Source organism: Sulfurovum sp. (genome assembly GCA_020525365.1).
GTDB lineage: Bacteria > Campylobacterota > Campylobacteria > Campylobacterales > Sulfurovaceae > Sulfurovum.
The window spans coordinates 151,915-177,282 of record JAIZOF010000001.1 but is presented as its reverse complement, the minus strand read 5'-3'; the positions used below and the strand labels follow the sequence as shown (position 1 = coordinate 177,282).

At 37.4% G+C, this 25,368-nt stretch carries 28 protein-coding genes; 7 read left to right on the top strand and 21 right to left on the bottom strand.

Annotation, left to right across the window (positions count from 1 at the left end; all coding sequences use genetic code 11):
* Nucleotides 1–3 precede the first annotated feature (3 nt).
* From ndk to LGB01_00845, 15 genes are all read right to left on the bottom strand, one after another.
* Nucleotides 4–417, bottom strand: coding sequence for a nucleoside-diphosphate kinase (ndk, locus tag LGB01_00915; protein ID MCB4752787.1), 414 nt, complete (start codon nt 415–417; stop codon nt 4–6).
* A gap of 144 nt (nt 418–561) precedes the next feature.
* Nucleotides 562–837 carry a 4Fe-4S dicluster domain-containing protein gene (locus tag LGB01_00910; GenBank protein ID MCB4752786.1) on the bottom strand — a complete coding sequence of 92 codons (276 nt, stop codon included), beginning with the start codon at nt 835–837 and terminating at the stop codon, nt 562–564.
* 61 nt (nt 838–898) lie between these two features.
* A complete protein-coding gene (gene metK / locus LGB01_00905; GenBank protein ID MCB4752785.1) occupies nt 899–2,056 on the bottom strand; it encodes a methionine adenosyltransferase in 1,158 nt (385 codons plus the stop codon).
* 83 nt (nt 2,057–2,139) lie between these two features.
* Entirely contained in the window at nt 2,140–3,948 is a 1,809-nt protein-coding gene (gene dxs / locus LGB01_00900; GenBank protein MCB4752784.1) for a 1-deoxy-D-xylulose-5-phosphate synthase, read from the bottom strand.
* Between the two features lie 126 nt (nt 3,949–4,074).
* A complete protein-coding gene (hisC, locus tag LGB01_00895) occupies nt 4,075–5,172 on the bottom strand; it encodes a histidinol-phosphate transaminase (protein MCB4752783.1) in 1,098 nt (365 codons plus the stop codon).
* Nucleotides 5,173–5,246: 74 nt separating this feature from the next.
* Nucleotides 5,247–6,305, bottom strand: coding sequence for a chorismate mutase (pheA, locus tag LGB01_00890; protein MCB4752782.1), 1,059 nt, complete (start codon nt 6,303–6,305; stop codon nt 5,247–5,249).
* Nucleotides 6,306–6,329: 24 nt separating this feature from the next.
* Nucleotides 6,330–7,538, bottom strand: a complete 1,209-nt coding sequence (gene lysA / locus LGB01_00885; protein MCB4752781.1) for a diaminopimelate decarboxylase — start codon at nt 7,536–7,538, stop codon at nt 6,330–6,332.
* A 58-nt stretch (nt 7,539–7,596) separates the two neighbouring features.
* The gene (locus tag LGB01_00880) at nt 7,597–8,679 is read right to left on the bottom strand and encodes an LptF/LptG family permease (protein MCB4752780.1); all 1,083 of its coding nucleotides are present in this window, start codon (nt 8,677–8,679) and stop codon (nt 7,597–7,599) included.
* The gene (pth, locus tag LGB01_00875) at nt 8,676–9,248 is read right to left on the bottom strand and encodes an aminoacyl-tRNA hydrolase (GenBank protein ID MCB4752779.1); all 573 of its coding nucleotides are present in this window, start codon (nt 9,246–9,248) and stop codon (nt 8,676–8,678) included. The genes LGB01_00880 and pth overlap by 4 nt, the downstream gene beginning before the upstream one ends.
* 17 nt (nt 9,249–9,265) lie before the next feature.
* Entirely contained in the window at nt 9,266–9,802 is a 537-nt protein-coding gene (locus tag LGB01_00870) for a 50S ribosomal protein L25/general stress protein Ctc (protein MCB4752778.1), read from the bottom strand.
* Between the two features lie 56 nt (nt 9,803–9,858).
* Entirely contained in the window at nt 9,859–11,001 is a 1,143-nt protein-coding gene (locus LGB01_00865) for a PilT/PilU family type 4a pilus ATPase (protein ID MCB4752777.1), read from the bottom strand.
* A 9-nt stretch (nt 11,002–11,010) separates the two neighbouring features.
* Complete coding sequence (locus LGB01_00860) at nt 11,011–11,994, bottom strand: transaldolase (GenBank protein MCB4752776.1); 984 nt, start codon at nt 11,992–11,994, stop codon at nt 11,011–11,013.
* Nucleotides 11,984–12,733, bottom strand: coding sequence for a leucyl/phenylalanyl-tRNA--protein transferase (gene aat, locus LGB01_00855; GenBank protein ID MCB4752775.1), 750 nt, complete (start codon nt 12,731–12,733; stop codon nt 11,984–11,986). The genes LGB01_00860 and aat overlap by 11 nt, the downstream gene beginning before the upstream one ends.
* Nucleotides 12,734–12,742: 9 nt before the next feature.
* On the bottom strand, nt 12,743–14,935 hold the full coding sequence (clpA, locus tag LGB01_00850) for an ATP-dependent Clp protease ATP-binding subunit ClpA (protein MCB4752774.1): 2,193 nt from the start codon (nt 14,933–14,935) through the stop codon (nt 12,743–12,745).
* A 4-nt stretch (nt 14,936–14,939) separates the two neighbouring features.
* Complete coding sequence (locus LGB01_00845) at nt 14,940–15,236, bottom strand: ATP-dependent Clp protease adaptor ClpS (GenBank protein MCB4752773.1); 297 nt, start codon at nt 15,234–15,236, stop codon at nt 14,940–14,942.
* A 78-nt stretch (nt 15,237–15,314) separates the two neighbouring features.
* On the opposite strand from LGB01_00845, the gene bioD reads away from it, so the two are divergent.
* From bioD to LGB01_00830, 3 genes are all read left to right on the top strand, one after another.
* A complete protein-coding gene (gene bioD, locus LGB01_00840) occupies nt 15,315–15,956 on the top strand; it encodes a dethiobiotin synthase (GenBank protein MCB4752772.1) in 642 nt (213 codons plus the stop codon).
* Between the two features lie 52 nt (nt 15,957–16,008).
* Entirely contained in the window at nt 16,009–16,890 is an 882-nt protein-coding gene (locus tag LGB01_00835; protein MCB4752771.1) for an aspartate carbamoyltransferase catalytic subunit, read from the top strand.
* A gap of 93 nt (nt 16,891–16,983) precedes the next feature.
* On the top strand, nt 16,984–17,952 hold the full coding sequence (locus tag LGB01_00830; GenBank protein ID MCB4752770.1) for an aminodeoxychorismate synthase component I: 969 nt from the start codon (nt 16,984–16,986) through the stop codon (nt 17,950–17,952).
* Here the strand turns inward: LGB01_00830 and LGB01_00825 are convergent.
* From LGB01_00825 to ribA, 6 genes are read right to left on the bottom strand one after another with little or no spacing between them, the layout of a single operon-like run.
* Nucleotides 17,937–18,497: a hypothetical protein gene (locus LGB01_00825; protein MCB4752769.1), complete on the bottom strand. Its 561-nt coding sequence runs from the start codon at nt 18,495–18,497 to the stop codon at nt 17,937–17,939. The two genes, LGB01_00830 and LGB01_00825, sit on opposite strands and share 16 nt — an antisense overlap.
* Nucleotides 18,463–19,146 (bottom strand): rhomboid family intramembrane serine protease, encoded by a 684-nt coding sequence (locus LGB01_00820; protein MCB4752768.1) that lies wholly within the window; start codon nt 19,144–19,146, stop codon nt 18,463–18,465. The genes LGB01_00825 and LGB01_00820 overlap by 35 nt, the downstream gene beginning before the upstream one ends.
* An 8-nt stretch (nt 19,147–19,154) precedes the next feature.
* Nucleotides 19,155–19,535, bottom strand: coding sequence for a hypothetical protein (locus tag LGB01_00815; protein ID MCB4752767.1), 381 nt, complete (start codon nt 19,533–19,535; stop codon nt 19,155–19,157).
* A gap of 21 nt (nt 19,536–19,556) precedes the next feature.
* Nucleotides 19,557–19,772: a hypothetical protein gene (locus LGB01_00810; protein ID MCB4752766.1), complete on the bottom strand. Its 216-nt coding sequence runs from the start codon at nt 19,770–19,772 to the stop codon at nt 19,557–19,559.
* Nucleotides 19,769–20,365, bottom strand: coding sequence for a 16S rRNA (guanine(527)-N(7))-methyltransferase RsmG (gene rsmG, locus LGB01_00805; GenBank protein ID MCB4752765.1), 597 nt, complete (start codon nt 20,363–20,365; stop codon nt 19,769–19,771). Before rsmG ends, LGB01_00810 begins: the two co-directional genes overlap by 4 nt.
* Complete coding sequence (ribA, locus tag LGB01_00800) at nt 20,362–20,940, bottom strand: GTP cyclohydrolase II (GenBank protein MCB4752764.1); 579 nt, start codon at nt 20,938–20,940, stop codon at nt 20,362–20,364. Before ribA ends, rsmG begins: the two co-directional genes overlap by 4 nt.
* A 93-nt stretch (nt 20,941–21,033) precedes the next feature.
* On the opposite strand from ribA, the gene hemB reads away from it, so the two are divergent.
* From hemB to hemN, 4 genes are all read left to right on the top strand, one after another.
* On the top strand, nt 21,034–21,999 hold the full coding sequence (hemB, locus tag LGB01_00795; protein ID MCB4752763.1) for a porphobilinogen synthase: 966 nt from the start codon (nt 21,034–21,036) through the stop codon (nt 21,997–21,999).
* A gap of 338 nt (nt 22,000–22,337) precedes the next feature.
* On the top strand, nt 22,338–22,964 hold the full coding sequence (locus tag LGB01_00790; GenBank protein MCB4752762.1) for an N-acetylmuramoyl-L-alanine amidase: 627 nt from the start codon (nt 22,338–22,340) through the stop codon (nt 22,962–22,964).
* An 87-nt stretch (nt 22,965–23,051) separates the two neighbouring features.
* On the top strand, nt 23,052–23,990 hold the full coding sequence (argF, locus tag LGB01_00785) for an ornithine carbamoyltransferase (GenBank protein ID MCB4752761.1): 939 nt from the start codon (nt 23,052–23,054) through the stop codon (nt 23,988–23,990).
* Complete coding sequence (hemN, locus tag LGB01_00780) at nt 23,987–25,354, top strand: oxygen-independent coproporphyrinogen III oxidase (GenBank protein ID MCB4752760.1); 1,368 nt, start codon at nt 23,987–23,989, stop codon at nt 25,352–25,354. The genes argF and hemN overlap by 4 nt, the downstream gene beginning before the upstream one ends.
* The last annotated feature ends 14 nt before the right edge of the window (nt 25,355–25,368 follow it).

Here is a 25,368-nt window from a genome sequence, read left to right as displayed (position 1 = left end):
TAATTAACGGATATCCCTCTGAGCAAAGAAAAAATCAATCTCGACCTTTGCATTCTCAAGAGAGTCGCTTCCATGTACTGCATTAGCATCAATACTATCAGCAAAATCTGCTCTAATCGTACCTGGTGCCGCCTCTTTTGGATCAGTTGCTCCCATTAGTTCTCTATTTTTTGCCATTGCATTCTCTCCTTCAAGAACAGAAACAACAACTGGACCTGAAATCATAAACTCAACAAGTTCACCAAAGAAAGGACGACCTTTGTGTACTGCATAAAATGCTTCTGCATCAACTTTAGAGAGTCTAGTCTTTTTGGTTGCTGCAATTCTCAGCCCTGCTTCTTCAAAACGTGCAAGAATCTGTCCTATAACATTCTTTTTAACTGCATCTGGCTTAATGATTGATAGTGTTTGTTCCATCTATAATTCCTACGGGATAATTTACTTCGACAAGTGAAGTATTCGGGCGGAATTCTATCTAAAAAGATATTAAAAAATTATTAAAAGAGAAAAAGAGAAGATATTCAGAAATAGTCGGGGAAAACCCGACCTTAAAAAGAGGAACTAGTCTTCAATAACTGGCTCACCCTTTGTGCCTCTATCGGCTGATGAAGGCATACCATCAACAGGGTCATCCCATTGGATACATCCCTCTGTAGGGCATGCTTCAGCACATGCTGGGACTTCAAAGTGATCCACACACTCAACACATTTATCACGATAAACATAATAAATCTCTTCACCTGTTGGGTTATCGTCCTCATCAACAATAGCCTCTACGGGACACTCATCAATACAAGCGGCACAGTTGATACAAGTATCTGTAATAATTACTGCCATTTTATTTCTCCTTTATTAAGATGCTCAAACTATAGCAAAAGTTGTTTAAATGATTCTTTAATTAAATGTTTAAAAACGACTTAATATCATCGACTCTGTCTAGCTTCTCCCAACCAAACCCCTGATCTTCTCTACCAAAGTGTCCATATATTGCTGTTTTTCGGTAAATTGGGTGTAATAAATTAAGAGAGTCTATAATCCCTTTAGGGGTCAAGTCAAAGAGTGTTTCAATGCATTTGATAATTTTTTCCTCATCAATATGAGCAGTTTTATGTGTATTGACATAAATTGAGACAGGCTTTGCTACTCCAATTGCATAGGCTATCTGAAGTGTTACTTTTTCGCAAGTACCTGCTGCTACAAGATTTTTAGCAATATGACGTGCTGCATAAGCAGCAGAACGGTCTACTTTGGTTGGATCTTTTCCTGAAAATGCACCTCCCCCATGTGGACAAGAGCCCCCATAGGTATCGACAATAATCTTACGTCCTGTTAGTCCTGCATCCCCCTGAGGACCGCCAATAACAAAACGACCTGTTGGATTAATATGGTAAACAATCTCATCATGCAACATATCATAGGTATCAAGTACTGGATTAATCACCTCTTCATGTACTGCCTTTTGTACTTGTTCTAATGAAACATTATCATGGTGCTGTGTAGAGACAACTACTGTATCGACACTAATTGGCTTTCCATCAATATATTTTACAGAAACCTGTGCTTTGCCATCAGGTCTAAGGAATGGTACCGTACCATTCTTGCGTACCTCTGCCAATTTTGAAGTTAGTCTGTGTGCTAGTATAATAGGCAATGGCATCAATTCAGGTGTCTCTTTACAAGCATAGCCAAACATTAGGCCTTGGTCTCCTGCACCAATCTCCCCACTTACTTGGTCAACTCCTTGATTAATATCAGAAGACTGCTCTCCAACCCCATTGAGTATCCCTGCACTTCTGTAATCAAACCCATATGCCACATCAGTATAGCCAATATCGCGTATTACCTCACGGGCAATCTCTTGCATAGGAGCATACGTTGTTGTTTTCAATTCACCTGCAATCACACAAAAACCATTGCTCAATAATGTCTCACATGCCACTCTAGCATTAGGATCCTCTGCAATAATGTAGTCCAAAATTGCATCGGATATCTGATCTGACATCTTGTCAGGATGTCCTTCAGTTACTGATTCGCTGGTAAAAATATATTCATTCATTCACGTTCCTTGTTTGTCACTAAACTTAATAAAATACTTGAAGCATTTTATTAAGTTTAGTGCTTTTGCGATACATATAACCACTATTCTTCATTAATTCTCTGAGCAATTTGTATAGGCAATATCCCTAGACTTTCCTCTACTAGTTTTGTGTTCCCATGGGTAATAAAATTATCATCATACTCAAAAGAAATTAATGCTACATTGTCAATACCCAATTCAACAAAGAGTTCCAAAATGGCAGATCCTACCCCTCCCTGCCTTGCAGAGTCAGAAAAAAGATACCAGCGTCTATACTTTTTACTCAATATTTTTAGCATTATTTTATCAAGTGGTTTGACAAAACGTAGATCAAGAATTGCAGGCTTCTGTGCAAGCAATACCGCTGTTTGTTCTGCTCTACCTACTCCATTACCGTAACCTACTAAAAGTATATCACTCTCTCCTTCTTGTAACAGATGTGCTTTACCAAGCTCATAATCAGGTACTTCACAATCTTTTGCAAGAAAGGCACCTCTAGGATAACGGAAGACACAGGGGCTTTCGTAGTCTTTAGCAAAAGCCATTACCTTTTTCATACTGCTCTCATTATAGGGAGCTAATAGTGTTATATTGGGGATAGGTCTAAGGTATGAAATATCAAAAACCCCTTGATGTGTCTCTCCATCTTCTCCAACAATTCCAGCACGATCAAGAGCAAAAGTAATACCAAGATCCATCAAGCAAATATCATGAATTACTTGATCATACCCTCGCTGAAGAAATGTTGAATAGATGGCACAGAAAGGCTTAAATCCTTCTTTGGCAAGTGGTCCCATGGAGGTAACAGCATGCTGTTCAGCTATCCCTACATCCCAAAAACGCTCAGGATATTTCTTCATTGCCATATCAATTCCGGTACCACTTGGCATGGCAGCAGTCACACCAACAATCTTATCATCACCGTCAGCCATCATTGCTAACGTCTCAGAAAAGATCTGTGTAGCAGTTTTGGTACTACTTTTTTTGTATGCCTTGCCTGTCTCTAAATCAAATGCCCCAACACCATGCCAATGCTCTTTTGTACCTTCAGCAATCTCATACCCCTTACCTTTAGTGGTCTGTGCATGAATAATTACTGGTTTACCAAAGTTTTTAGCTACCTTCATTGTTTCAATCAGGGCTCCTATGTCATGTCCATCTACTGGACCAATATATTCAATACCCATCTCTTCAAAAAGAATCCCAGGTGTAATAAGTTTTAAGCTCTCTTCAAAACGCTTTGCCATATAGGTAGCACTCTCAGGAAGGTGCTCTAATATCTTCTCCACTCTCCCTTTAAATTTTTGATAAAAAGAGCTTGCCATAGTTTGTGAAAGTAGTTTAGAAATTGCACCAATAGGTTTGGCAATACTCATTTCATTGTCATTAAGAATAATGACTACTGGGTATTTTCTATCGCCCAACTCATTAAGCGCCTCATAAACCATTCCCGCACTCATACTTCCATCCCCAATAAAAGCAATAGGAGTACGGCACTCTCCTTTAAGGGCAATTGCTTTAGCCGCTCCCACCGCCAAAGAGATAGAAGTAGAGCTATGTCCTGCTACATAATAATCATAGGGAGACTCCTTGGGTTTTGTGTAGCCACAAATACCGCCAAATTGTCGTAACGTCTTAAAACTTTCCCAACGGTCAGTAAGTAGTTTGTGAGCATAGGCCTGATGAGAAACATCAAAAATAAATGGGTCTTTCTTGGCATCAAATACCCTATGCATTGCTACAATAAGATCAGTTGCTCCCATGGTAGAACTCAAGTGCCCACCATTCTTGCTAACAATCTCTAATATGCGATTGCGTATCTCCTGTGACAGTGTTTCTAACTCTTTAATAGAATAATTCTTAATATTCATACTTACTCTTTGCTGTCTTTTGATAGTTCTTTTTTATTCTATTAGATTTTACTTCAGAAACTGTAAAATCTTTACCTAAACATAGGTCAATTTTTATCTTTCTTGCTTTAAAAATATTTATATGTTTCATGCAATAACCTCTGAAAAATGTTTAAAGAAAATATCGTTTTGATATGCTGTGCCCACGGTAATACGTATAGCATTCATACCATAAGATATGAGGTTTCGCACAATTACTCCACGTTTAAGTAGTGCATCACAGATTACTGTTGAGTCTATTTTATCGGGGAAAAGATACGTAATAAAGTTGGTATAGCTATCAATATATGCTAATCCATTCTCTTGAGCAAATACTTCATAGCGTTTGATCTGTTCTTGGTGTAACACAATAGACTCCCTGACAAAAGTATCATCTTGTGTTGCTGTAATTGCCGCAGCCAATGAAAGTGTCGTAATATTAAATGGTGGACGCATCTTATAAAGTGCTTCAATCAGCTTTGACTGAGCAATCCCGTACCCTACACGCATTCCCCCAAGTCCATAAGCTTTAGAAAAGGTACCCAGATAGATCACATGCTCATACTTTAAAAGACTACTTGGCGAAATAGCATACTTTTTATTTTTAGCAACAGCATATTCCATATAAGCACCATCTACCACAATCAGTGTTTGTGTTGAATCAACTGCTTCGATAATACGCAGCACTTCCTCTTTGATTGTAGCATCACCCGTAGGATTGTTGGGTGTACAAATATAGACAATACGTGGGAGATACATATGATAGGCTTCTATAAATTCATCATACTTATGTTCCCAACTTTTTGTACGGTAAACTTTTGCACCCATCTGCTTAGCGTAAATCTCATACATAGCAAAAGTCACTGCTGACATTAAAACTGACTCATTTTCATTAAGCAGTACTCGTGAAATGAACTCCAGCACCTGATCACTTCCTGCCCCAATAATAATGTTCTCATCTATAATATTATACTTCCTAGAGAGTGCTGCTTTGAGTTCAAACATGCTATCATCAGGATAAAGGTGTGCTTTGTTCGCATAGTTTCTGATTGTCTTCTCTACCGCAGGAGAAGTTCCTATAGGGTTTTCATTGGAAGCGAGTTTAATTACATCTTCAGGCACTACACCAAATTCACGCACCACTAGTTCTATGGGTTTTCCTGCTTCATAGATCCTGATATCGTCTAGAACTTTATTAAATTTCAAAGTTTCCCCTGTTCGGTGGATGCAAATAGCCACCTTAAAAAATAAAAGCATTTTAGAAATGCATACAATAGTATTTAAATGTCGTCTGTCTCTTTTACATATGAACCCAATATTTTAATAGCACCTTGATGTTTCTGAAGAATTGTTTTAATTTTTGAATCATCTTTGTGTCCATTGAACTCAATAAAGAAAATTGAGTCCCCTTCAACAATATGTGACTTGATTTTGGTTAAATTAATTTTTGCTGACTCAAAGGCATTAAGAAACTCTACCAGTGATCCTGGTTTATTTAGAAGCTTTACCAACAGAGAGGTTTTATCATTTCCACTTTGAGTATTTTCAAAATCACTAATAATAAAAAAACGTGTACGATTATTCTGCTTGTCCTCAATATTTTGAAAAAGTATTGGAAGATTATATATTTTTGCTGCTACTGCTGAACAGATTGCTGCACTTTGAGAATCTTCAGTTGCTAATTTTGCCGCCTTAGCCGTAGACTCTACTGGAATCTGTTCAACATCATCAAAACCAAAATCATTTAAAAAGTCCTGGCACTGACCAAAGGCAATATCTTTAGAATAAATACGTTTAATCTCTTTAATATCCTCTGCCTGTGTTGCTAATACATGATGTATTTCCACTACCACTTCAGCAATAATCTTAAGATCATAATCATTCAAGCAACTAATCGTATCAGAAACAATCCCATTCGAGCTATTCTCAATAGGCACAACCCCAAATTTTGCCTTACCGTTAGCCACTTCACGGAAAACCCCCTTAATGGTTGCAACGGGAAAGTAAGCACTCATTGCACCAAACTTATTCTCTGCTGCTTGATGGGTAAAACTTGCTTCAGGACCCAAGTAAGCAATGGCTTCAGGGCGCTCAAGGTTACGAGCAACAGCAAAAAGTTCCAAGAAAAGTGCATCGATTGCTTCATTAGTTAGCTTACCATTATTTTGCTCTTTAAGCCTTCGAAGGATTGCCTGTTCACGTTCAGGTCGGTAAATGGGTGCACCAGCTGTATTTTTAAGTTCTCCTACCTGATATACCAACTCCATCCGCTCACTATAAAGTCTAAGCAGTGTGTCATCCACCCTATCTATCTTTTCTCTAAGCTCATCAAGTATCATCATAATCTTCCCCCTGCTTCCTAGTTACTGTAGGAACTCCTTCTCAAAACATACCTGATCCTCATAGGTCTCTCGTTTACGAATAAGCCTATCTTTTTTTCCCTGAAGTGCTACTTCAGCAGGCTTGGGACGTGTATTATAATTACTAGCCATGGTAAACCCATAGGCACCAGCTGAATGCACTATAATAATATCATTATGATTCAGTGGTGGCAATGGTACACTTTTTCCAAAAAAATCTCCACTCTCACATACAGGTCCCACCACATCTGCTGGGGTAATCTCACCCTTGATACCCAATGCTTCAATCTTATGATAGGCATTATAAAGGCTTGGACGAATCAAATCATTCATTGCACCATCAACAATAACAAAACGTTTATTGCCATTACTTTTTTCATATAATACTTTTGTAAAAAATGCACCTGCATTAGCAACCATATACCGACCAGGTTCACACATAATGGTCAAGTCTAGTCCCTTGACCGCTTCAAATATTGCCTCTGTATACTCAGTCTCTTTAATCAATATCTCATCATCATACACAACGCCAAGACCACCACCCACATCAAAAAACCTGATATTAATCTTGATTGCCTTGAGTGAACGTACAAGATCAGCCACAATGATAGCTGACTCCCTAATGGGATCAAGATTGGTCAACTGTGATCCAATATGAAAGTGAATCCCTACTGGATCGAGATACTCAGATTTATTGGCATAGATATACATGTACTTTGCCATATCTATTTCGACACCAAACTTATTCTCGTGTAGTCCCGTCGAGATATATGGATGGGTCTGTGGATCAATATTGGGATTGACCCGAATAGAGATGCGTGCCTCTTTTCCTAGCTTTTTGGCTATTTTCTCTACGCGCTTCATCTCTGCTTCACTCTCAATATTAAGCATCAGAATATCTCTTTTGAGTGCCTCTTCAATCTCATCATCACGTTTCCCCACACCAGAGAAAATAATTTTATATCTATTCACGCCAGCATCAATTGCACGATAGACTTCCCCTATACTCACACAGTCTGCCCCTGCACCAAGTTTTGCAAGATGCTGAATGAGTGAAAGATTAGAGTTTGCCTTGACCGCATAGTTAATCAGTGATTTTTTACCAGAAAAAGCCTCTTTGAGGATTTTATAACGGTTCTCGATATAGTCAAAATCATACATATAGAGTGGAGAACCATATTTCTCTAGTAAAGCATTGTAATCTATGGGCATTTCAAATCCTCATGATATTTAGAGTGATTTTATCTAAAAATCATTAAGAGAGGCATGATTATTGGATTGTTCGTTCATTTGTCAAGTAGACATATATCGCATAGAGCCACAACAACACAATAGGGATAATGACTGTCACCTCTGGAGACAATACACCATTTGCACCAATCTGATTGAGCCCAAATAGTACTCCCCAAATCATGAATGTTACCCCAAGTGCAACAGAAACAACCAAACCAAAATGTATCATTCTTGTATGAAACGGTATCTTAAAAAAGAGAATAATTGCTAATGCCAATGCAAAAAGAGGCATAACAACTTTTGCATACAAGGCAGCTCGTATCTTGCTGGAGTCAAGATGTTGTATTTTTAATAGCATCCATGTATGATATGCATCAAGAATATTGAGTGCCTTCCCCTCATATAATGATTCAATAATTTTTGGCTTATATCCATGTAATGTCTTAATGCTCTTTTTATTTTCTACACTATATTTCATGAGTCTCCCTTGCTCATAAACATGTGTTTTCAATGTGGCATTCTTTGCCTCCCATTCTTCCCCATTGAAAATAGCATAAGGTGCATATATTGTATAAAGAACCTTATGTCCTTTAACCTTAAAAATTGTAATTTCCTCCAACCTCTTATGTATTGGATCAAGTTTTTTCATATAAACAAATGTATCATTATACTTAAAAAAAAAGTCATTAGTATCATAGGCACTGATGTGATTTTCCAGCAATACAGCAGCTTTGTCCTTTGCATAAGAAAACTCGGTCATGTGTAATGTAATAAAAATACTATAAGTTAGTGTCATAACAAATATAATTGGTAAAACCAACTGTTTTTTACTATAACCAAATGCATACAGTGCCGCCATTGTACCCTGCTTAACAAAATTCAATTTTGTTATAATTAACGCAAATACAATGGCAAGAGGATAAAGCAATGATAGTGCTTCCTGCCACATATAGTAAATATAAAGAATTTTATAATTGCCTGAAATATTAAATTGCTGTATATGCTGAAAGTAATCAATGGCAGCAAAAGCAAATGCCAAACCAAATAAAATAGCAAGAAAGTTCTGTACATAATGTTTAACTAAATAGCGAAAATAGAGTGGTAAGGATAATACATTCATAAACTGAGTGCCTCTATAGATTTAAGTGTATAGCATAACTTTACCTCATTAAATTTATGTTGCGAAATCATCTGACATGCTTTTGCAACATGTCCAATCAATAAAGAAAGATATTGTGCCTCCTTTTGATTAAAGTCATGCAATACATACTCAGCTATCTGTGATTTGTATTCTGGTCTACCCACACCAATACGAACCCGAAAGTACTCTTTTCCTATTGTTGCATCAATGGATTTTAGCCCATTATGTCCACCATTCCCACCTCCTCTTTTAAAACGTACTGCACCAAAAGGAAGGTCAATATCGTCATGCACTACAATAATATTTTCTAAATCAAGTTTAAAAAATTGCTTAACAGGAAGCACACTTTTGCCTGATAAGTTCATATAGGTGATAGGTTTTAAAAAAAGGGTGGAGGTTGTACGGTAGAGGTTACCGTAAAATGTATTTTTAGATATATCTCGTGCTCCAAGTTTTTCAACAAGTGCATCGACTACCTTAAAACCAATGTTATGTCGTGTATCTTCGTATCTTGATTCTGGATTTCCCAGACCTACGAAGAGTATCACAACAGTGCTTTCATAGATTATTTCGCTTTAATTACACCACAAACAGCAACATCAGGTCTGTCCATCATGCGACATCCTTCAGGTACTTCTATATCTCTTACCAAAATAGACTCATCTCTATCAAGATGTGAAACATCCAAGTCAAATTTGGCAGGCATACTTTCAATAGCTCCTCTTACTTTAACACGCTTTTTAGACATAACAAGAACTCCTTTGTTCTTCAATCCTACTGGTATTCCATGTGTAACAACTGGTACAAGATAATCAGTTACTTGATCAGGAACAGCAATTCTAAGATCTACATGAACAACTTCACCATGCACAGGATGTAACTGATACTCTTGAATAACAACATTGAGTTCTTTATCACCCACTTTAACAGGAAATGTGAGGCTATCTTTTTTTCTTACTGCCCTTACAAACTCACCACGTTTAAACGCAGCCTGAATGTTCTCTACACCTTTGGCATAAAGATTTGCAGTTAGATAACCATCTCTTCTAAACTTCTTTGCAGTAGTTTTTCCGATACTCTCTCTAACGATACCTTCTAACATTAGTATGTCCTTTAAATTTAAATTTTAGGAGGGGATTATACCAAAATAATTTTAAACTATTCTTCATTATCGTCTTTAAAATCGAAGAAATCAAGATCTTTGTTATCAGCATTTTCATCAAAAATAGCATCTTTGCCAATCCCTTGCATTTTTAACTTCATATCTGCTGGATTAGTTGTATACTTAAGTGCTGTTTTATCATCAATTTCACCTTTTTTAAGTAAATCTAATAGTGCCTGATCAAAGGTTTGGGTACCATAAATCTCTTTTCCATCAGAAAGTGCATCTGGAATTTCTGTATCGCGATTTTCTGCAATTAGCTGTTCTATACGTGCAGTTTTTTTTAAGATTTCTATAGCTGCAACCCTTCCACCATGAATAGTTGGAATTAGGCGCTGAGAGAGAATCCCCCCAAGAACAGAAGCCAAAGATATTCTAATACGATTCTGCTCATCATTAGGAAACATGCCTACAATTCTATCAATAGTCTCTTTTGCATCTAATGTATGAAGAGTAGAAAGTACAAGATGCCCAGTATTAGCAGCATGCATAGCAATATCAATTGTTTCTAGATCTCTCATCTCCCCAACAAGAATGATATCTGGGTCTTCGCGTAGTGCTGCTCTTAGAGCATCGGCAAAAGAGTGTGTATCCTGCCCAATACTTCTTTGATTGATTAGGCATCCTTTATCCTTATGTATAAACTCAACTGGGTCTTCTACTGTAATGATATGTTTTTTCTCTTCACGGTTAATCTTGTCAAGAATTGCTGCAAGAGTCGTTGATTTGCCTGAACCAGTTATACCAGTTACCAGCACAAGACCACGTTGAATATTAACAAGATCATTCACAGCTTTGGGAAGTTTAAGCTGTTCAATGCTTAAAATGTTAGCAGGAATAGTGCGGAATACTGCACTCAATCCATCTATTTGATAAAAAAAGTTTACCCTAAATCGATACTCATTTTTTGTAGAGTAGGAGAAGTCAAGATTACGGTCTTGCTTAAGTTTTTTATATTGGTCAGGTGTCATAATCTCTTGAGCAAGTTTATCCATCTGCTCGGTACTCAATATATCCTTTCCCAATAATTTTAGTATACCATGTACTCTAACCCGTACATTTGATCCAGACTTGAGATGAAGGTCACTTCCTTCATTGCTAATCATTGCTTGCAGGTATAGTTTGAGTTTCTCTTCCATATTCTTTCTTTATTGTAGTATATCAAGCATCTCTTGAAAGGCTTTTTCAAACGCCTCCAACCCCTCTTTTAGAAGTGTAGCATAAACCATCTCCATATCAAAACCATTGTCAGAAAGCTTAGTAAAATAGCCATTAATGACTGTGTCTTCTAAAGGCAGTTTTGGTAATACTTTTTTGACCGCAATCCAAGATTCAATGGTTGCCAGTGGTGCTGTATTAACAGCATGTGATGCAAGCAGTTCCCTCATATAATAGTATGGGGGCAAATCATCCCCTTTGACTCCTGTACTAGCAAAAAGTGTACGGATATGCATATTACTATTTTTTTCAATTAGGTTATATATCTTTGCTGCATTGTAAATACCTGTCAATCCCACATCAATACCATTTTGCATAAGATCACTATCAAGCATCCTATCAAAACGACTAACAAAAACAGAGATAACACCATCAATCTTTTTATCAGTCTGCTCCATTCCTTTTTCCATTGCTTTAACACATCGTTGTGCTTGAAGAGGGGAAAAAACAAGCGTAGCATTAACAGAAATTCCCTCAGAGAGCAGTATTGTCATTGCCTCATAGCCAGCATTGGTCGCGGGTACTTTAATCATAACATTAGGTTCACCAATTGCTTTAAAAAGTCGTTTACCCTCCTCTATCGTTCCTTGTGTATTATTGGACAGAAAAGGATCAACTTCAATAGAGATATATCCATCATTATCCATATCATACAGTGGTCTAAGTGCTTGTGCCGCCATACGGATATCTTCAATCGCTAATGCTTCATACTTTTCTTTGGAACTTCTGCCCTCAAGAGAAGCAAGTTGTGCTTTGTATGCTGGTGAAGTTGTAATAGCTGAAGCAAAAATTGCTGGATTGCTCGTTGCACCGTTAATAATCCCTTTTTCAATCAGTTTGTTAAACTGATTCTTCAAATAATCTCGCTCAACAAAATCCAGCCATAACGAAAAGTCTATCTCTTTATTTACCATCGTTTTCTTTTTCCTTATATTCCCAATGAAAATGTTGCCAATTTCCTAGTTCACTTGGTTTTTGCAGTGTTTGGTCAAGCAAATCAAGAAAATAATCTCTACTGACTGTAACTGCTCCTAGTCGAATCATATGGTCTGTTTCCATCTGGCAATCAATAAAATCATAACTTTTCTCAACTAAAACATCACTGAGCGCCTTAAAGGCAACCTTGGAGGCATCTTTCACCAGTGAAAACATTGACTCCCCAAAAAAGGCCTTTCCCATAGAAATTCCATACAGTCCCCCAACCAGTTTTCCCTCTTTATGTACCTCAATACTATGGGCATATCCTTCTTCGTGTAGCCTGATGTATGCTTCCTGTATCTCAGGAAGAATCCATGAACCATTCTGTCCTTTTCGCATGATTGTTGCACAGTGGTGTATCACCTTAGAAAAATGTCTATCAAAAGTTACACTAAAACCAGCATTTCGCAATATGCGTCGAAAAGATTTTTGCACAATGAATTTACCAGGGTAGAGTAACAATCTTGGACTAGGAGACCACCATAAAATTGGGTCACCCTTATTGTACCAAGGGAAAATACCATTTCTATATGCTGTCAGAATACGAACAGATGAGAGATCACCACCATAGGCAAGCAATCCCTCATCTGAGGCAAAACGTGGGCTAGGAAAACTATAGGAGTAATTACTTAAAGGAGGAATACAATATATCTCTTCTTTAAACATAGAACCCATTAAGACCCCCTATTGGTATGAAAAATCAAATATAAGCATTTGGTTTTCCATGCCTACCTTCACCATGCCACCCCTTTTCAACTTTCCAAAGAGTATTTTATCTGTCAATACCTCTTTAATCTTTTCATCAATCACACGTGAAATGTGCCGTGCACCATATCGCTCATCATATCCCTCTTGTGCCAAATAAATCTTAGCCTTCTTATTAGGCTTGATCTTAACTCCTTTAGGCTTAAGTAACACATTGAGCTTGGTTATCTCCCTATCAACAATTTTCATAAGTACATCAAGCTTAAGTGGATTAAATTCAACGATAGCACTTAACCTGTTACGGAACTCTGGTGCAAAAAAAGCATTAATGGCTTTATTGGTCTTCATCGAGTTGTCCTTATTGAAGCCCATAACGTTTGCCTCTTTAGTACCGAGGTTAGAGGTCATAATAAGAATAACATTTTTGAAGTCAGTCATCACACCGTTGTTGTCTGTCAGCTTTGCTCCATCCATAATTTGTAGCAAAATATTCATGATATCTGGGTGTGCCTTCTCTATTTCATCAAGTAGTAATACGGTATGAGGATGCCTCTTAATCATCTCTGTTAAAAGTCCACCCTGCTCATACCCAACATAGCCTGGAGGTGCGCCCACCAGACGGCTGACCGTATGTGCTTCCATATATTCACTCATATCAAGACGATCAAAATGTACATGCATTGTTTTGGCAAGCTGTGTCGCCAGTGCCGTTTTTCCTACACCGGTTGGTCCAACGAAGAGGAATGAGCCGATGGGTCTATTTTCAACATTAAGTCCTGCATAGGAGCGTTTGATAGCCCTTGTCAATACAGCAATGGACTCATCCTGTCCAATAATATGCTTTTTGAGATTCTTCTCAAGGCTCTTTAGCTTTCTTGTATCATCTGCTCCTACCACAGTTGAAGGCAACTTCATCATCTTAGCAACACTCTCTTCAATATCTTTGGGCTCTATGATTACATTCTCCTTACCGCGAAGCATGAAGTGTGCTCCTACCTCATCGATAATATCCATTGCTTTATCTGGAAGGAAACGGTCGTGCAAATACTTTACTGAAAGGTCGATGGCACTCTGTAGTGCTTCATCAGTAAAATTAATCGTATGAAAATCCTCATATTTGTGCTGCACCCCTTTGAGGATGATAAAGGCATCTTTTAAACTTGGCTCCTCTACATCTATCTTTGCAAACCGACGGCTAAGTGCCTTATCTTTATCAAAAAAATTCCTAAACTCTTGATAGGTCGTTGCGCCAATACATTTGAGATCACCACGAGCCAATGCAGGCTTGAGTAGGTTGCTTGCATCCATACTTCCGCCACTTGTTGCTCCCGCACCTACCATAGTATGAATCTCATCAATAAACATAATTGCATCAGGAATCTGCTTCATCTCTTTTAAAATGCCCTTAAGTCGTTTCTCAAAATCACCACGGTACTTGGTACCTGCAATCAGTGCACCCATATCAAGTGCAAAAATCTTTGCATGTTTCAAAATATTTGGTACTTCCTCTTTTGAGATCTTCAGTGCCAATCCTTCAGCAATTGCTGTTTTTCCAACACCAGGTTCTCCTACTAGCAATGGATTATTTTTCTTACGACGACAAAGTGTTTGCATAACACGATCTATCTCATCCATGCGTCCAATTACAGGATCTATCTTTCCATTCTTGGCAAATGATACAAGCTCTATTGTAAATTGTTCAAGCAGTGTCTCTTCTTTCTTATCCTTCTTTTTAGGTTTAAGGTCTCCTTCATTTTGTACATGAGAAATTACCTCCAATATATCTACACGTGCAATGCCCTCTTTTTTCATTAAATAAACTGCGTAAGAATGCTCCTGCATAAAAATAGATGCTAGCATATCACCTACCTTTGCCTCTGTGCGACCTGATGAATGAATATGGGTCATCATATCATTAATGGCACGTGAAAGTGCTACAGTCTCAAATGGCTCTACTGCTTCTTTAAGTACTGGGATGGTTTTATAAATATGGGCAGAAATCCCTTTTTCTAGCTTCTCAAGATTGGCACCAAGAAGATTAAGCACTTCACGTCCTTTCTCTGAACGAACAATTGACAAAAAGACATGCTCTACGGTTAGATACTCATGACGATTCTCCTTGGCATAGTTTACGGCCTCTTTAAATACATCATTCAATGCTATACTAATCATTTAACTATACCTCCTCCATAGTTGCAAGTAGAGGAAATTCATTTTTTTTGGCAAGCTGTCGTACTTGTTCTACTTTCATCTGTGCAATCTCATACGTATAAATACCACAAACTGCTTTACCTTTTTCATGTATCTGAATCATAGTCTGCTCTGCTTGTAAATGATCTTTGTGAAAGATGTCTATCAAAATCTCTATTACAAAATCCATACTTGTATAATCATCATTATGCAACAGCACCCTGAACATTTGTGGTTCCTGTAACTCTAAAGCGTAGTCAAGTTCTTCTTCAATTTTTGGCATAGGTATGCTACTATTCCTTTAATCTATTATTACAGATAGTATACAGAAATTTTATGAATTTAGGCAAACAGAGGAAAAATGCAATCACTTTTTATTACTGCAACTGGCACCAATGTAGGAAAAACACACATTGCCCTCAAGCTCATTGATGCTATTGCACAACAAGGGCTCAAGCCAGGCGTATACAAGCCCATTGAAACAGGTGTTACCAAAAAGGCACTTGATGCAGCAAGTCTACTTATTGCCTGTCAGCATACCAATCCTGCCTTTGCAAAACTAACAATAGCCGATATCACTGCCTACACCTTTTCACTTTCTGCATCTCCATTCTGTGCAGATACCAAACATACTATCAATCCACAGTATCTCATTGACAAACATAATATGCTTTTGAAAAAGTGTGATATCTTGCTTATTGAAGGTGCAGGTGGGCTGATGGTACCTATTGCCAAAGAGTATATGATGATTAATCTTATCAGAGATCTCAAAGCGAAAGCTCTGCTAGTTACCCCCAGCCATTTAGGTTGTATCAATGATACTCTTCTCTCTATGATGGCTCTACACAACTTTGATATTAATTTTGATTGGTGTGTCAACCTTTACAAAGATAAAGAAATATTCAAGGAGGTAACACAGCCCTATTACGATGCAATATTTCCAAACTGGTGGAGTGCAGAAAGGGGCTTATCCTCCTATCTGGAACATTTTTTAAATATATAATTTTACTATTGATTGGATATAATCACAATACTATAAACAGCGAGGATGACCCATGCAACACCTCATCAGTACCAATAATCTCACAGACATCCAAATAAGAAATCTTATTGAAGATACCATGTGCTTTAAAAGACAACGTCCAGCACAACTACTCAAAAATATACTACTCATCACGCTCTTCTTTGAACCCTCTACTCGTACCAGAAGTTCTTTTGAAATTGCAGCCAAACGATTGGGTGCATCGGTTGTACACCTTGACTCCTTAAACTCTTCTGCAAAAAAAGGTGAGGGTCTTGAAGACACTTTTGCCAACCTCTGTGCCATGGAACCCGATGGGGTAATCATTCGACATAAAGACAATGATGCTCCTGTTTTGCTTGCTCGCATGGAACTAACCTCTGTTATTAATGCTGGTGCAGGAAACTATGCCCACCCAACACAAGCTCTATTAGATCTCTTTACTATTTATGAACACTTTGATGGAGAAATTGAGGGGAAGACCATTGCCATTGTTGGAGATATTGCTAACTCACGTGTGGCAAATTCAAGCATAAGGCTACTAACTCGTATGGGGTTACATGTACTACTTGTTGCTCCCAAGCCCTTTATGCCACAAAAAAGAGAATTTCCTCAATACGAATACCTTGAAGAGGTTATTGATAGTGTTGATATTATTATGAGTTTACGTGCCCAACTCGAGCGACACACCAAGCCAATATTTGATAACTATGCTACATATGCGAATCACTACTGTATTACCAAGGAACGCATAAGAGACAGAAATATTTTACTTTTACACCCAGGACCCGTGATGCGAAACATTGATATCTCTGATGAGATGCTAAAAGACCCTCGTTGCAAAGTACTTACCCAAGTAAAAAATGGGGTATTTATGCGTATGGCAATCTTAAAGCTACTACTGTTAGATAGTTAATATGAATATTCGATACTCAGTATTTAAAAGTATGACACCAAAGATTCAAACTTGGTGTTATTGCTGCCTACTATAAATAAGTAAGATATCTAAATGTGGCTATCTACACAAGAGGGTTTCCATACAATGAATAGGCTTGGAAGGGAGCGTACTCCCTTTCTTTTTATTGTTTCTTACAATAAAAATCATATCTTTGCTCAACCGCTAAGCGAACTTGACGACAATATCTTTTATAAACTAGAAAATTGGCGCAACTACCCTGTACAAAAAAGAGAACATAGTTTTACTTTTTCACTTTCTCCTGTAAGTTTTAAAGCCTACCAAAATGCGCTTGAACAAATACTCGAAGAGATGCGCTCAGGCAATACCTACTTACTCAATCTCACATTTGCAACACCTGTTCAAACCAACCTTTCACTTAAAGAGATCTTTACTTATGCTAGGGCCAAATTCAAGCTTTACTTTAAAGGGGAATTTATCTGTTTTTCTCCTGAACGTTTTGTTGAAATAGAAAATAATACTATTGCTACCTATCCCATGAAAGGAACCATTGATGCCAATATGCCCAATGCAAAAGAAAAGATACTTTTAGATAAAAAAGAGATGGCCGAACACGCAATGATTGTTGATCTAATGCGTAACGACCTGGGAATCATTGGCACCAATGTCAAAGTGGAAAAGTTTCGATATATTGACCGCATTAAAGCAGGAGAAAAAGAACTATTGCAGGTTAGCTCCAAAATCACAGCCACACTTTCTGATAGTTGGCATCATAAAATTGGCACCCTACTTGAAAAGATTACTCCAGCAGGGTCTATTACTGGAGCACCAAAAAAAAAGACTGTCGATATTATCAATTGTGTTGAAAATTATAATCGTGGTTTTTATACTGGCATATTTGGTATTTTTGATGGTACAAAATTGCGTTCTGGGGTCATGATACGTTTCATTGAGAAATATAAGGACAAGCTATTCTACAAAAGTGGTGGTGGCATTACTATCGATTCTAGCCCAAATAGTGAGTATGAAGAACTTATTGACAAAATTTATCTACCATTATGATCTTGATATCCATACTCTCGATAAGGACGGTGTCTCCATTGGTATATCGCATCATCTTTAACGTTAGAAATAAATATATTTCCAGGTTCACGCCATACATCAATTACAATCCCCTCTTCAAAATGACTCCATTTTGAAGATAAAATTACCAATACATTGTGTTCATAAAAGTACTCTCCAATATTTGCACCTGCCTGATGGAATGTAAAGTGGGGGTAGTATTGTTGCTTCAGATACTGGTATAGTGCATCACTATAGTGATAACACAGCCCTCTTTCTTTTAAACCAACATTAACTAAGAAGTTATGCAACCATGGATAAGTATGGCGGTCAAACTTTATTTCAAGAGTATGACTGTAATGTACAATATCTTCTGCGAGTCTAACATTTTCAAGGTACGGTGCCTCAGGAGAAAGCCTTGTGAGCATATGGGTCAAGTGTACTGAAATACGTTTTTCTAGTTTTGGTTCTATTGGATGCGTGCAGCCCAAAAGAAGCCAAGCAGTAAGGCTAAAATGACATAAATATCTGTAGATAGTATGCATATAAATACTGTGTTCCAAAAATAAAAATAGTACCTAAAATGAAAGAGAATGGTATGATGGTATGTGGATACTTTGTCAATACAAAACCACTAATAAACCCAACAATCAGTCCACCTATATGGGCACTCATATCAATTGAGGCAATGGAAAGTCCAAGTATAAAATTTAATCCCAACATTACAGAAAAGTTTTTTATAATTTCCCTACTGTGAGAAGTAACTTGGTTCCAATATACCAAAAAGAAGCCACCCAGTGCACCAAATACTCCAAAAATTGCCCCTGAAGCACCAATTCCCACACTTTGGGGATGCATATAAAGTGATGTTAGTGCACCAATAAGACCAGAAAAAAGATAAATTATAATATAGAAAAATTTAGAAAAATAGTGCTCCATACTACGACCAATAATATAGAGTGACGCCATATTCATAAGAATATGCGTTATATTTCCATGCAAAAACATGGCACTTAGAAGACGCCACCATTCACCCTTAAAGACAACCAACGGTCCATAGAGTGCTCCAAAATCTACAAGGGTATTAAGGTTAATTTCAATAAATTTTCCACCAAACAAAACCAATAAAAAATAGAAAAAAGTATTGAGAAAAATAATACTATAGGTAAGTGGAAAATGATGAAACTCTTTCATTTATAATCTTATTCAATTATTTTAGAAAATATGACACCATCTATTCCGTTGCATGCAATTTTTGTAATCTCTTTTTCACTGTTTATAAGTACTAACACTTTGGTATCAAACAGGTAAGTCTCTGCAATTGGCTGAATCACCAGTGCCGTATCTTTTTTGCATATTACATAGGAGGCGCCTAATGCATTTGCATAGATGGCATCATCGACAGTATCGACAACAACAGCATACGATATGCTGTTTTGTTGGCAGTAAGAGGCCAACGCATAGGAGTTAACCAATGGTTCAAGCAATACTATCTGGTCTGATCTTGTATCTTTTATCTCCTTTTTAGAGAAAATCCTACAAAATTTTGGGCTACTAATCCACGGATGCCCCATTAGTATCATTGACTACTCCTTTTGCAAATATCATACACATTCATCACAACAATACTTGCCGCCAATAAGTGTTGCTTCTTCTATCATCACATAGGTACCACATTTACTACAATCAACCAGTGTATCACCATCAGGTTTCTTCTTTGTTTTGGGTCTATTCTTTATATCTATAATTGGTAGCTTTCCTCCCATGAGCCTATAGATAAATATTCCGATCATAGCAAATATAATAAACTTTATAATCATACATATCCCTTGATGTAAAGATAGTTTCTCTGGTTTTTCTGTACTATATCATAACCTAACTGATGTTGTACATCATCGATCTCATCAAATACACGACTACCTTTATAAAAAAGATATTGGGTCTCTGTGTCACTAAGATGTTGTGTTAATTCAAGCAACAGTTTTGTATTTGTTACTGCACGTGAGCTAATAAGAGAAAAGGGGGTATGTGTCACTTTCTCTACCTGTTTTGCCTCTACTGTTACATTTGGTATATCCACATCAATAATAGCATATTTTAAAAAAGAGACCCGTTTTTTCAAAGGTTCTGCCAACACTACTTTGGTTTCTGGCATCGCAATAGCAAGTATCAATCCCGGAAACCCTGATCCTGTACCAACATCAAGTAGTATTTTAGGCTCTTTTATAAAAGTTAGAGGATAGAGTGAATCAATAATATTATCATGAATCGCCCTTATGGTTTTGGCTCCTGTCAGATTATGAATTTGGTTCCACTCATGTAAAAGCAGTGTAAACTTTTGTAGTTTTTCAATAATATTGATATTCAAAAAGAGCCCTTCTTCCAGAAGTCTTTTTTCTAGTTCCTTACTCAAAGAATGTGCCCCAGTTTCTCTTTTTTGGTCTTGAGATATACTTCATTATAGGGATTGGGAGCAATCTTAATGGGGAGACGTTCTACGATTTCAATACCTGAAAGACTCTCCATTTTGGTAAGATTGTTGGTAAGAAGTTTAAGTTTTGTAATACCAAAATGGTATAAAATGAATGCTACTGCTTCATAGGTGCGTTCATCAGCACGAAAACCAAGCTGATGATTGGCGGCAACAGTATCTAGTCCTTGATCTTGCAATGTGTAAGCGTTGACCTTGTTGAGAAGACCAATGTTTCTGCCCTCCTGACGATGGTAGATCACCAATCCACCCTCTTTGGCAATGAGATTAAGTGCAAAATCAAGCTGTTCTCCACAATCACATTTGATAGAGCCAATAGCATCACCAGTCAAGCACTCTGAATGGACACGGACAATGGGAGTTTCCAATTCAGGAAGGCTCTTGGTAAAAACTGCAAGGTGCTCCTTCTTGGCATCAGGCTCTTTAAAAGCCTGAATAAGAAAAATGCCATGTCGTGTTGGTAAAGTAGCAATTTGAGAGATTTCTATATTTTGCATATGTGATTATACAGTAAGAATAAGTAATTAGGAATAAGTAATTAGGAATTTTTGGTTAAAATAGTAAAATTATCATTTTGAAGGCTATCCATCATGTTCCCACGTTTTAGAAGAAAAAGAATCAACCCCGTATTGCGAGATCTGCTTCAGGAAACTACACTTTCTGTGAATGATTTTGTCTATCCACTCTTTGCTCGAATTGGCAAAGGCATAAAAGATGAAGTCGATTCCATGCCTGGTGTATATCAAATGAGTGTTGATGAAATTATCAAAGAGTGCGAAGTACTCAAAGGGCTTGGTATTAAATCAATTATTCTCTTTGGTATCCCTGACATTAAAGACTCAGTTGGAAGTGATGCGATGTGTGAATATGGTATTATTGCCCAAACGGTCAAACAAATTAAATCAGTACATCCTGATATGTTTATTATCACTGACCTCTGCTTCTGCGAATATACAGACCATGGGCACTGTGGTGTTCTAGATCCTATCCTAGAGACAGTTGACAACGATATCACGCTTGACAATCTTGCCAAACAGGCAGTCATCCACGCAAAAGCAGGTGCTGATATGGTTGCCCCTAGCGGGATGATGGATGGCATGATACAAGCCATTAGAAGTGGATTAGACGATGCAGGGTTTGAAAGTCTTCCCATCATGAGCTACTCAACCAAATTTGCCTCTGGCTATTATGGGCCTTTCCGTGATGTGGCAGAGAGTAGTCCAAGTTTTGGTGATCGTAAAAGCTACCAGATGGATCCTGCTAATCGTAGAGAAGCTATTGCCGAGTCAGTTTCCGATGAAGTAGAAGGTGCTGATATTCTCATGGTAAAACCTGCTCTTGCTTACATGGATATTATTCGTGATGTAAGAGAGAGTACTACTTTACCACTTGCTATTTATAATGTTAGTGGGGAATATTCCATGCTCAAAATGGCTGCCAGAGCAGGTGTTATTGATTATGATAGAGTCATGATGGAAACACTGCTGGGCTTCAAACGTGCGGGAGCAGATATCATTATCACCTATCATGCAAAGGAAGCAGCTTCGCTTCTTTAAGAATAGTTTTAAAAAGATATATTATCAACAATACAGCACATGCCTCCATGTCTTATGCAAAATATCTATTTAATCTAGCTCCCCTTTTATATATTCTCAATACAAATTATGAAAAAGTAGAGAGAAAATCATCTAATTCTTTTTAAACTTTCATTATGAAAAAACCATACCCCTAAAATATAATTTATTTGTTATTTAAAGTAGAGATATCTACAAAAATATAGTTTAAGTTAAAAAATAAACAGTATTTATTATAATAAATATTTGAAGGAGATTCTAAAAATTGCCATATGGCTTGGAAACTATAAGCTCTTGAAAAGTTTGCTATAATCCTTCGTATGCACCTCAAAAACAAAATTACTCTCTTCTTTGTTATGCTTATCATCATACTATTTGGCTACATTCTTTTTGAAAGACTCAAACCACCTATTTCTGTCATTATCCAAGCAGGACATGAAGGGCGAACATGTGGAAACACTGGAACCACATATAAGACTGACAAAGAGGTAGAGTGGAATATGCTTGTGGCTGATGAGGTAGCCAAGCAACTTAAAGCATGGGATATTGATGTTAAACGTGTGCCAGCAGATATTTTTCTAAAGCGTACAAAAATTGCCATTGCCATTCACTTTGATGCAACAAAACACATTTGCCATTCAGGTGCATCAATAGGCTACCCTAATACGGAGGCTTCATACCATTTTGCTCAACGCTGGAAAGTACTCTATAAATCCTACTTCCCTTTTAACTGGAACAAAGACAACTTTACAGATAACCTGAAGTACTACTATGCCTATAGCCCTATACATATAGATGCACAAAAGTTTCTGGTACTTGAGCTTGGAGAGCTCACTTGTAAAAAACAGACCGATTGGCTTAAGCCTAGACGTAAAAAAATTGCTAAGCTTATTGCTTATGCGATTGCTGTAGAACTTGGAAAAATAGTAGAAAAACCCTATTTATAATTTTTCAACTCTTTTTATGGTAAAATAATCTCTTTTAAAAAATTTAATCCTTGTTTTCTTTCTTTGAAGCAAGGCGAGGAAAGTCCTATGAGACACTTTTTGACACTGGCAGACTTTACCAAAGAGGAGCTGCTAGAAATGATCAATCTAGCGCAGAAAATTAAGGCGCAGACCAAACGTAAAGAGTTTATTCCCTACATGGAGCGCCAAACACTGGGAATGATTTTTGAAAAGAGTTCAACTCGAACACGTGTAAGTTTTGAGACTGGTATCTATCAACTTGGAGGGATAGGACTTTTTCTTTCTGCCAACGATATTCAGCTTGGGCGCGGTGAACCTATGAAAGATACTGCACGCGTTATCAGTCGTATGGTTGATATGGTAATGATTCGTACTTTCGAGCAAGATAAACTTGAAGAGTTTGCTAAATTTTCAAAAGTACCCGTCATCAATGGTTTGACTGACAGCTATCACCCTGTACAGCTAATGGCAGACTATTTAACGATGCTCGAGTTTGGTAAAACTAACAACCCTGTCTGTGCCTATGTAGGTGACGGGAACAACATGGCTCACTCTTGGTTAATGCTTGCTGCAAAAATAGGATTTGAACTACATGTTGCTACCCCAAAAGACTATGAATGTGACCCTACTATTGTCAAAAAAGCACTATCTTTTGCTAAAGATAGTGGTGCAAAAATTACCTTTAGCAATAATCCACTTAAAGCAGTCAAAGAGTGTGACGTAGTTACCACTGACACATGGGTGAGCATGGGACAAGAGGATGAAAAAGAGATTAAGCTCAAAGCCTTTAAAGACTACATGGTTGATGAAACCATGATGGCAGCAGCAAAGCCTAATGCCATCTTTCTGCACTGCCTACCTGCCTACCGTGGCTATGAGGTGAGCGAAGAAACCTTTGAGAAACATGCCGATATTATCTTCACTGAAGCAGAAAACCGCCTGCATGCACAAAAAGGAATTATGGTTTGGCTTAACAATCATTGCTCTCAGAAGGAGTCCTTTTGAGTACAATAGATTTAGAAAAGTTCAGTAAATATTCCAAACCAGGGCCACGCTATACCTCTTACCCAACTGCACTAGAGTTTAGCAATAATTTTACATATGAGAACTACATCAAATACCTTAAAAAGGGTGATGAAAAACTCTCACTTTATATACATCTGCCATTCTGTAGAAGTGCATGCTATTTCTGTGGTTGCAACGTTGTTTTCACTTCTAAAGAAGAAAAACTCAGCACCTATATTGAATATCTCAAAAAAGAGATTAATATTCTTGCAAAATATCTTGATACCTCTAGAGAGGTTATACAATTTCACTTTGGTGGTGGAACGCCAACCTTCTATAAAGCCTTTGAACTAGATGAAATTATCTCCTACATTAAGAAAGTCTTCCCTAACTGGAGCAAGGATGCCGAAATTAGTGTCGAGATAGATCCACGCTTTTTTAATGAAGCACAAATGAAAATCTTTAAAAAGTATGGATTTAATCGTATCAGCTTTGGCGTTCAAGATTTTGACCCCAAAGTACAGAAAGAGATCCACCGTATTCAACCCTACGATTTAACTAAAGCAGCTGTTGATTTAGCACGCAAGCATGGCATTAACTCTATCAATATTGATCTTATTTACGGTATGCCCTATCAAACTTTTGAGAGCTTCAAGAATACTCTTCAAAAGGCTTTTACGCTTATGCCTGATAGACTAGCAGTCTTCAATTATGCCCATGTACCATGGTTAAAAAAAACTATGCGAAAATTTGATGAGACAACCTTGCCAAGTCCTGATATCAAGCTACAAATATTTCAGTATACTATTGACTTTTTTGAAAACAATGGCTATAAGATGGTGGGCATGGATCATTTTGCCAAGCCTGAAGATGAGCTTTTTGGTGCTATCTCCAAAGGAGAGCTTCATAGAAATTTTCAGGGCTATACCACCAAGGGTGGAGCCAACTTAATCGGTATTGGTCTGACAAGTATTGGTGAGGGAAGTCACTACTATGCACAGAATACAAAAGACATGAAAGCATACGAAATGGCAATTGATGCAGGAAGACTACCATTTGAAAAAGGTATTTCACTCAGTGATGATGACTATCTAAGGAAAGCTGTCATTATGGAACTAATGGCAAACTTTTCCATTGATATCAAGCGCATTGAAAAAGAGCATAGCATTGACTTTAAATCCTATTTTAAAGATGCACTAACAGAGCTTCAAGAGTTTGTTAATGCTGGTCTAGTAACTATTACCAATGAAAAGATTAGCGTCTCTTCAACGGGGACATTACTCATTCGAAATATTGCTATGCCATTCGATGTCTATATGCATCAATATACAGGGAACAAAAAAAGCTTTAGCAAGACAGTGTAACTACCTGACTGGAA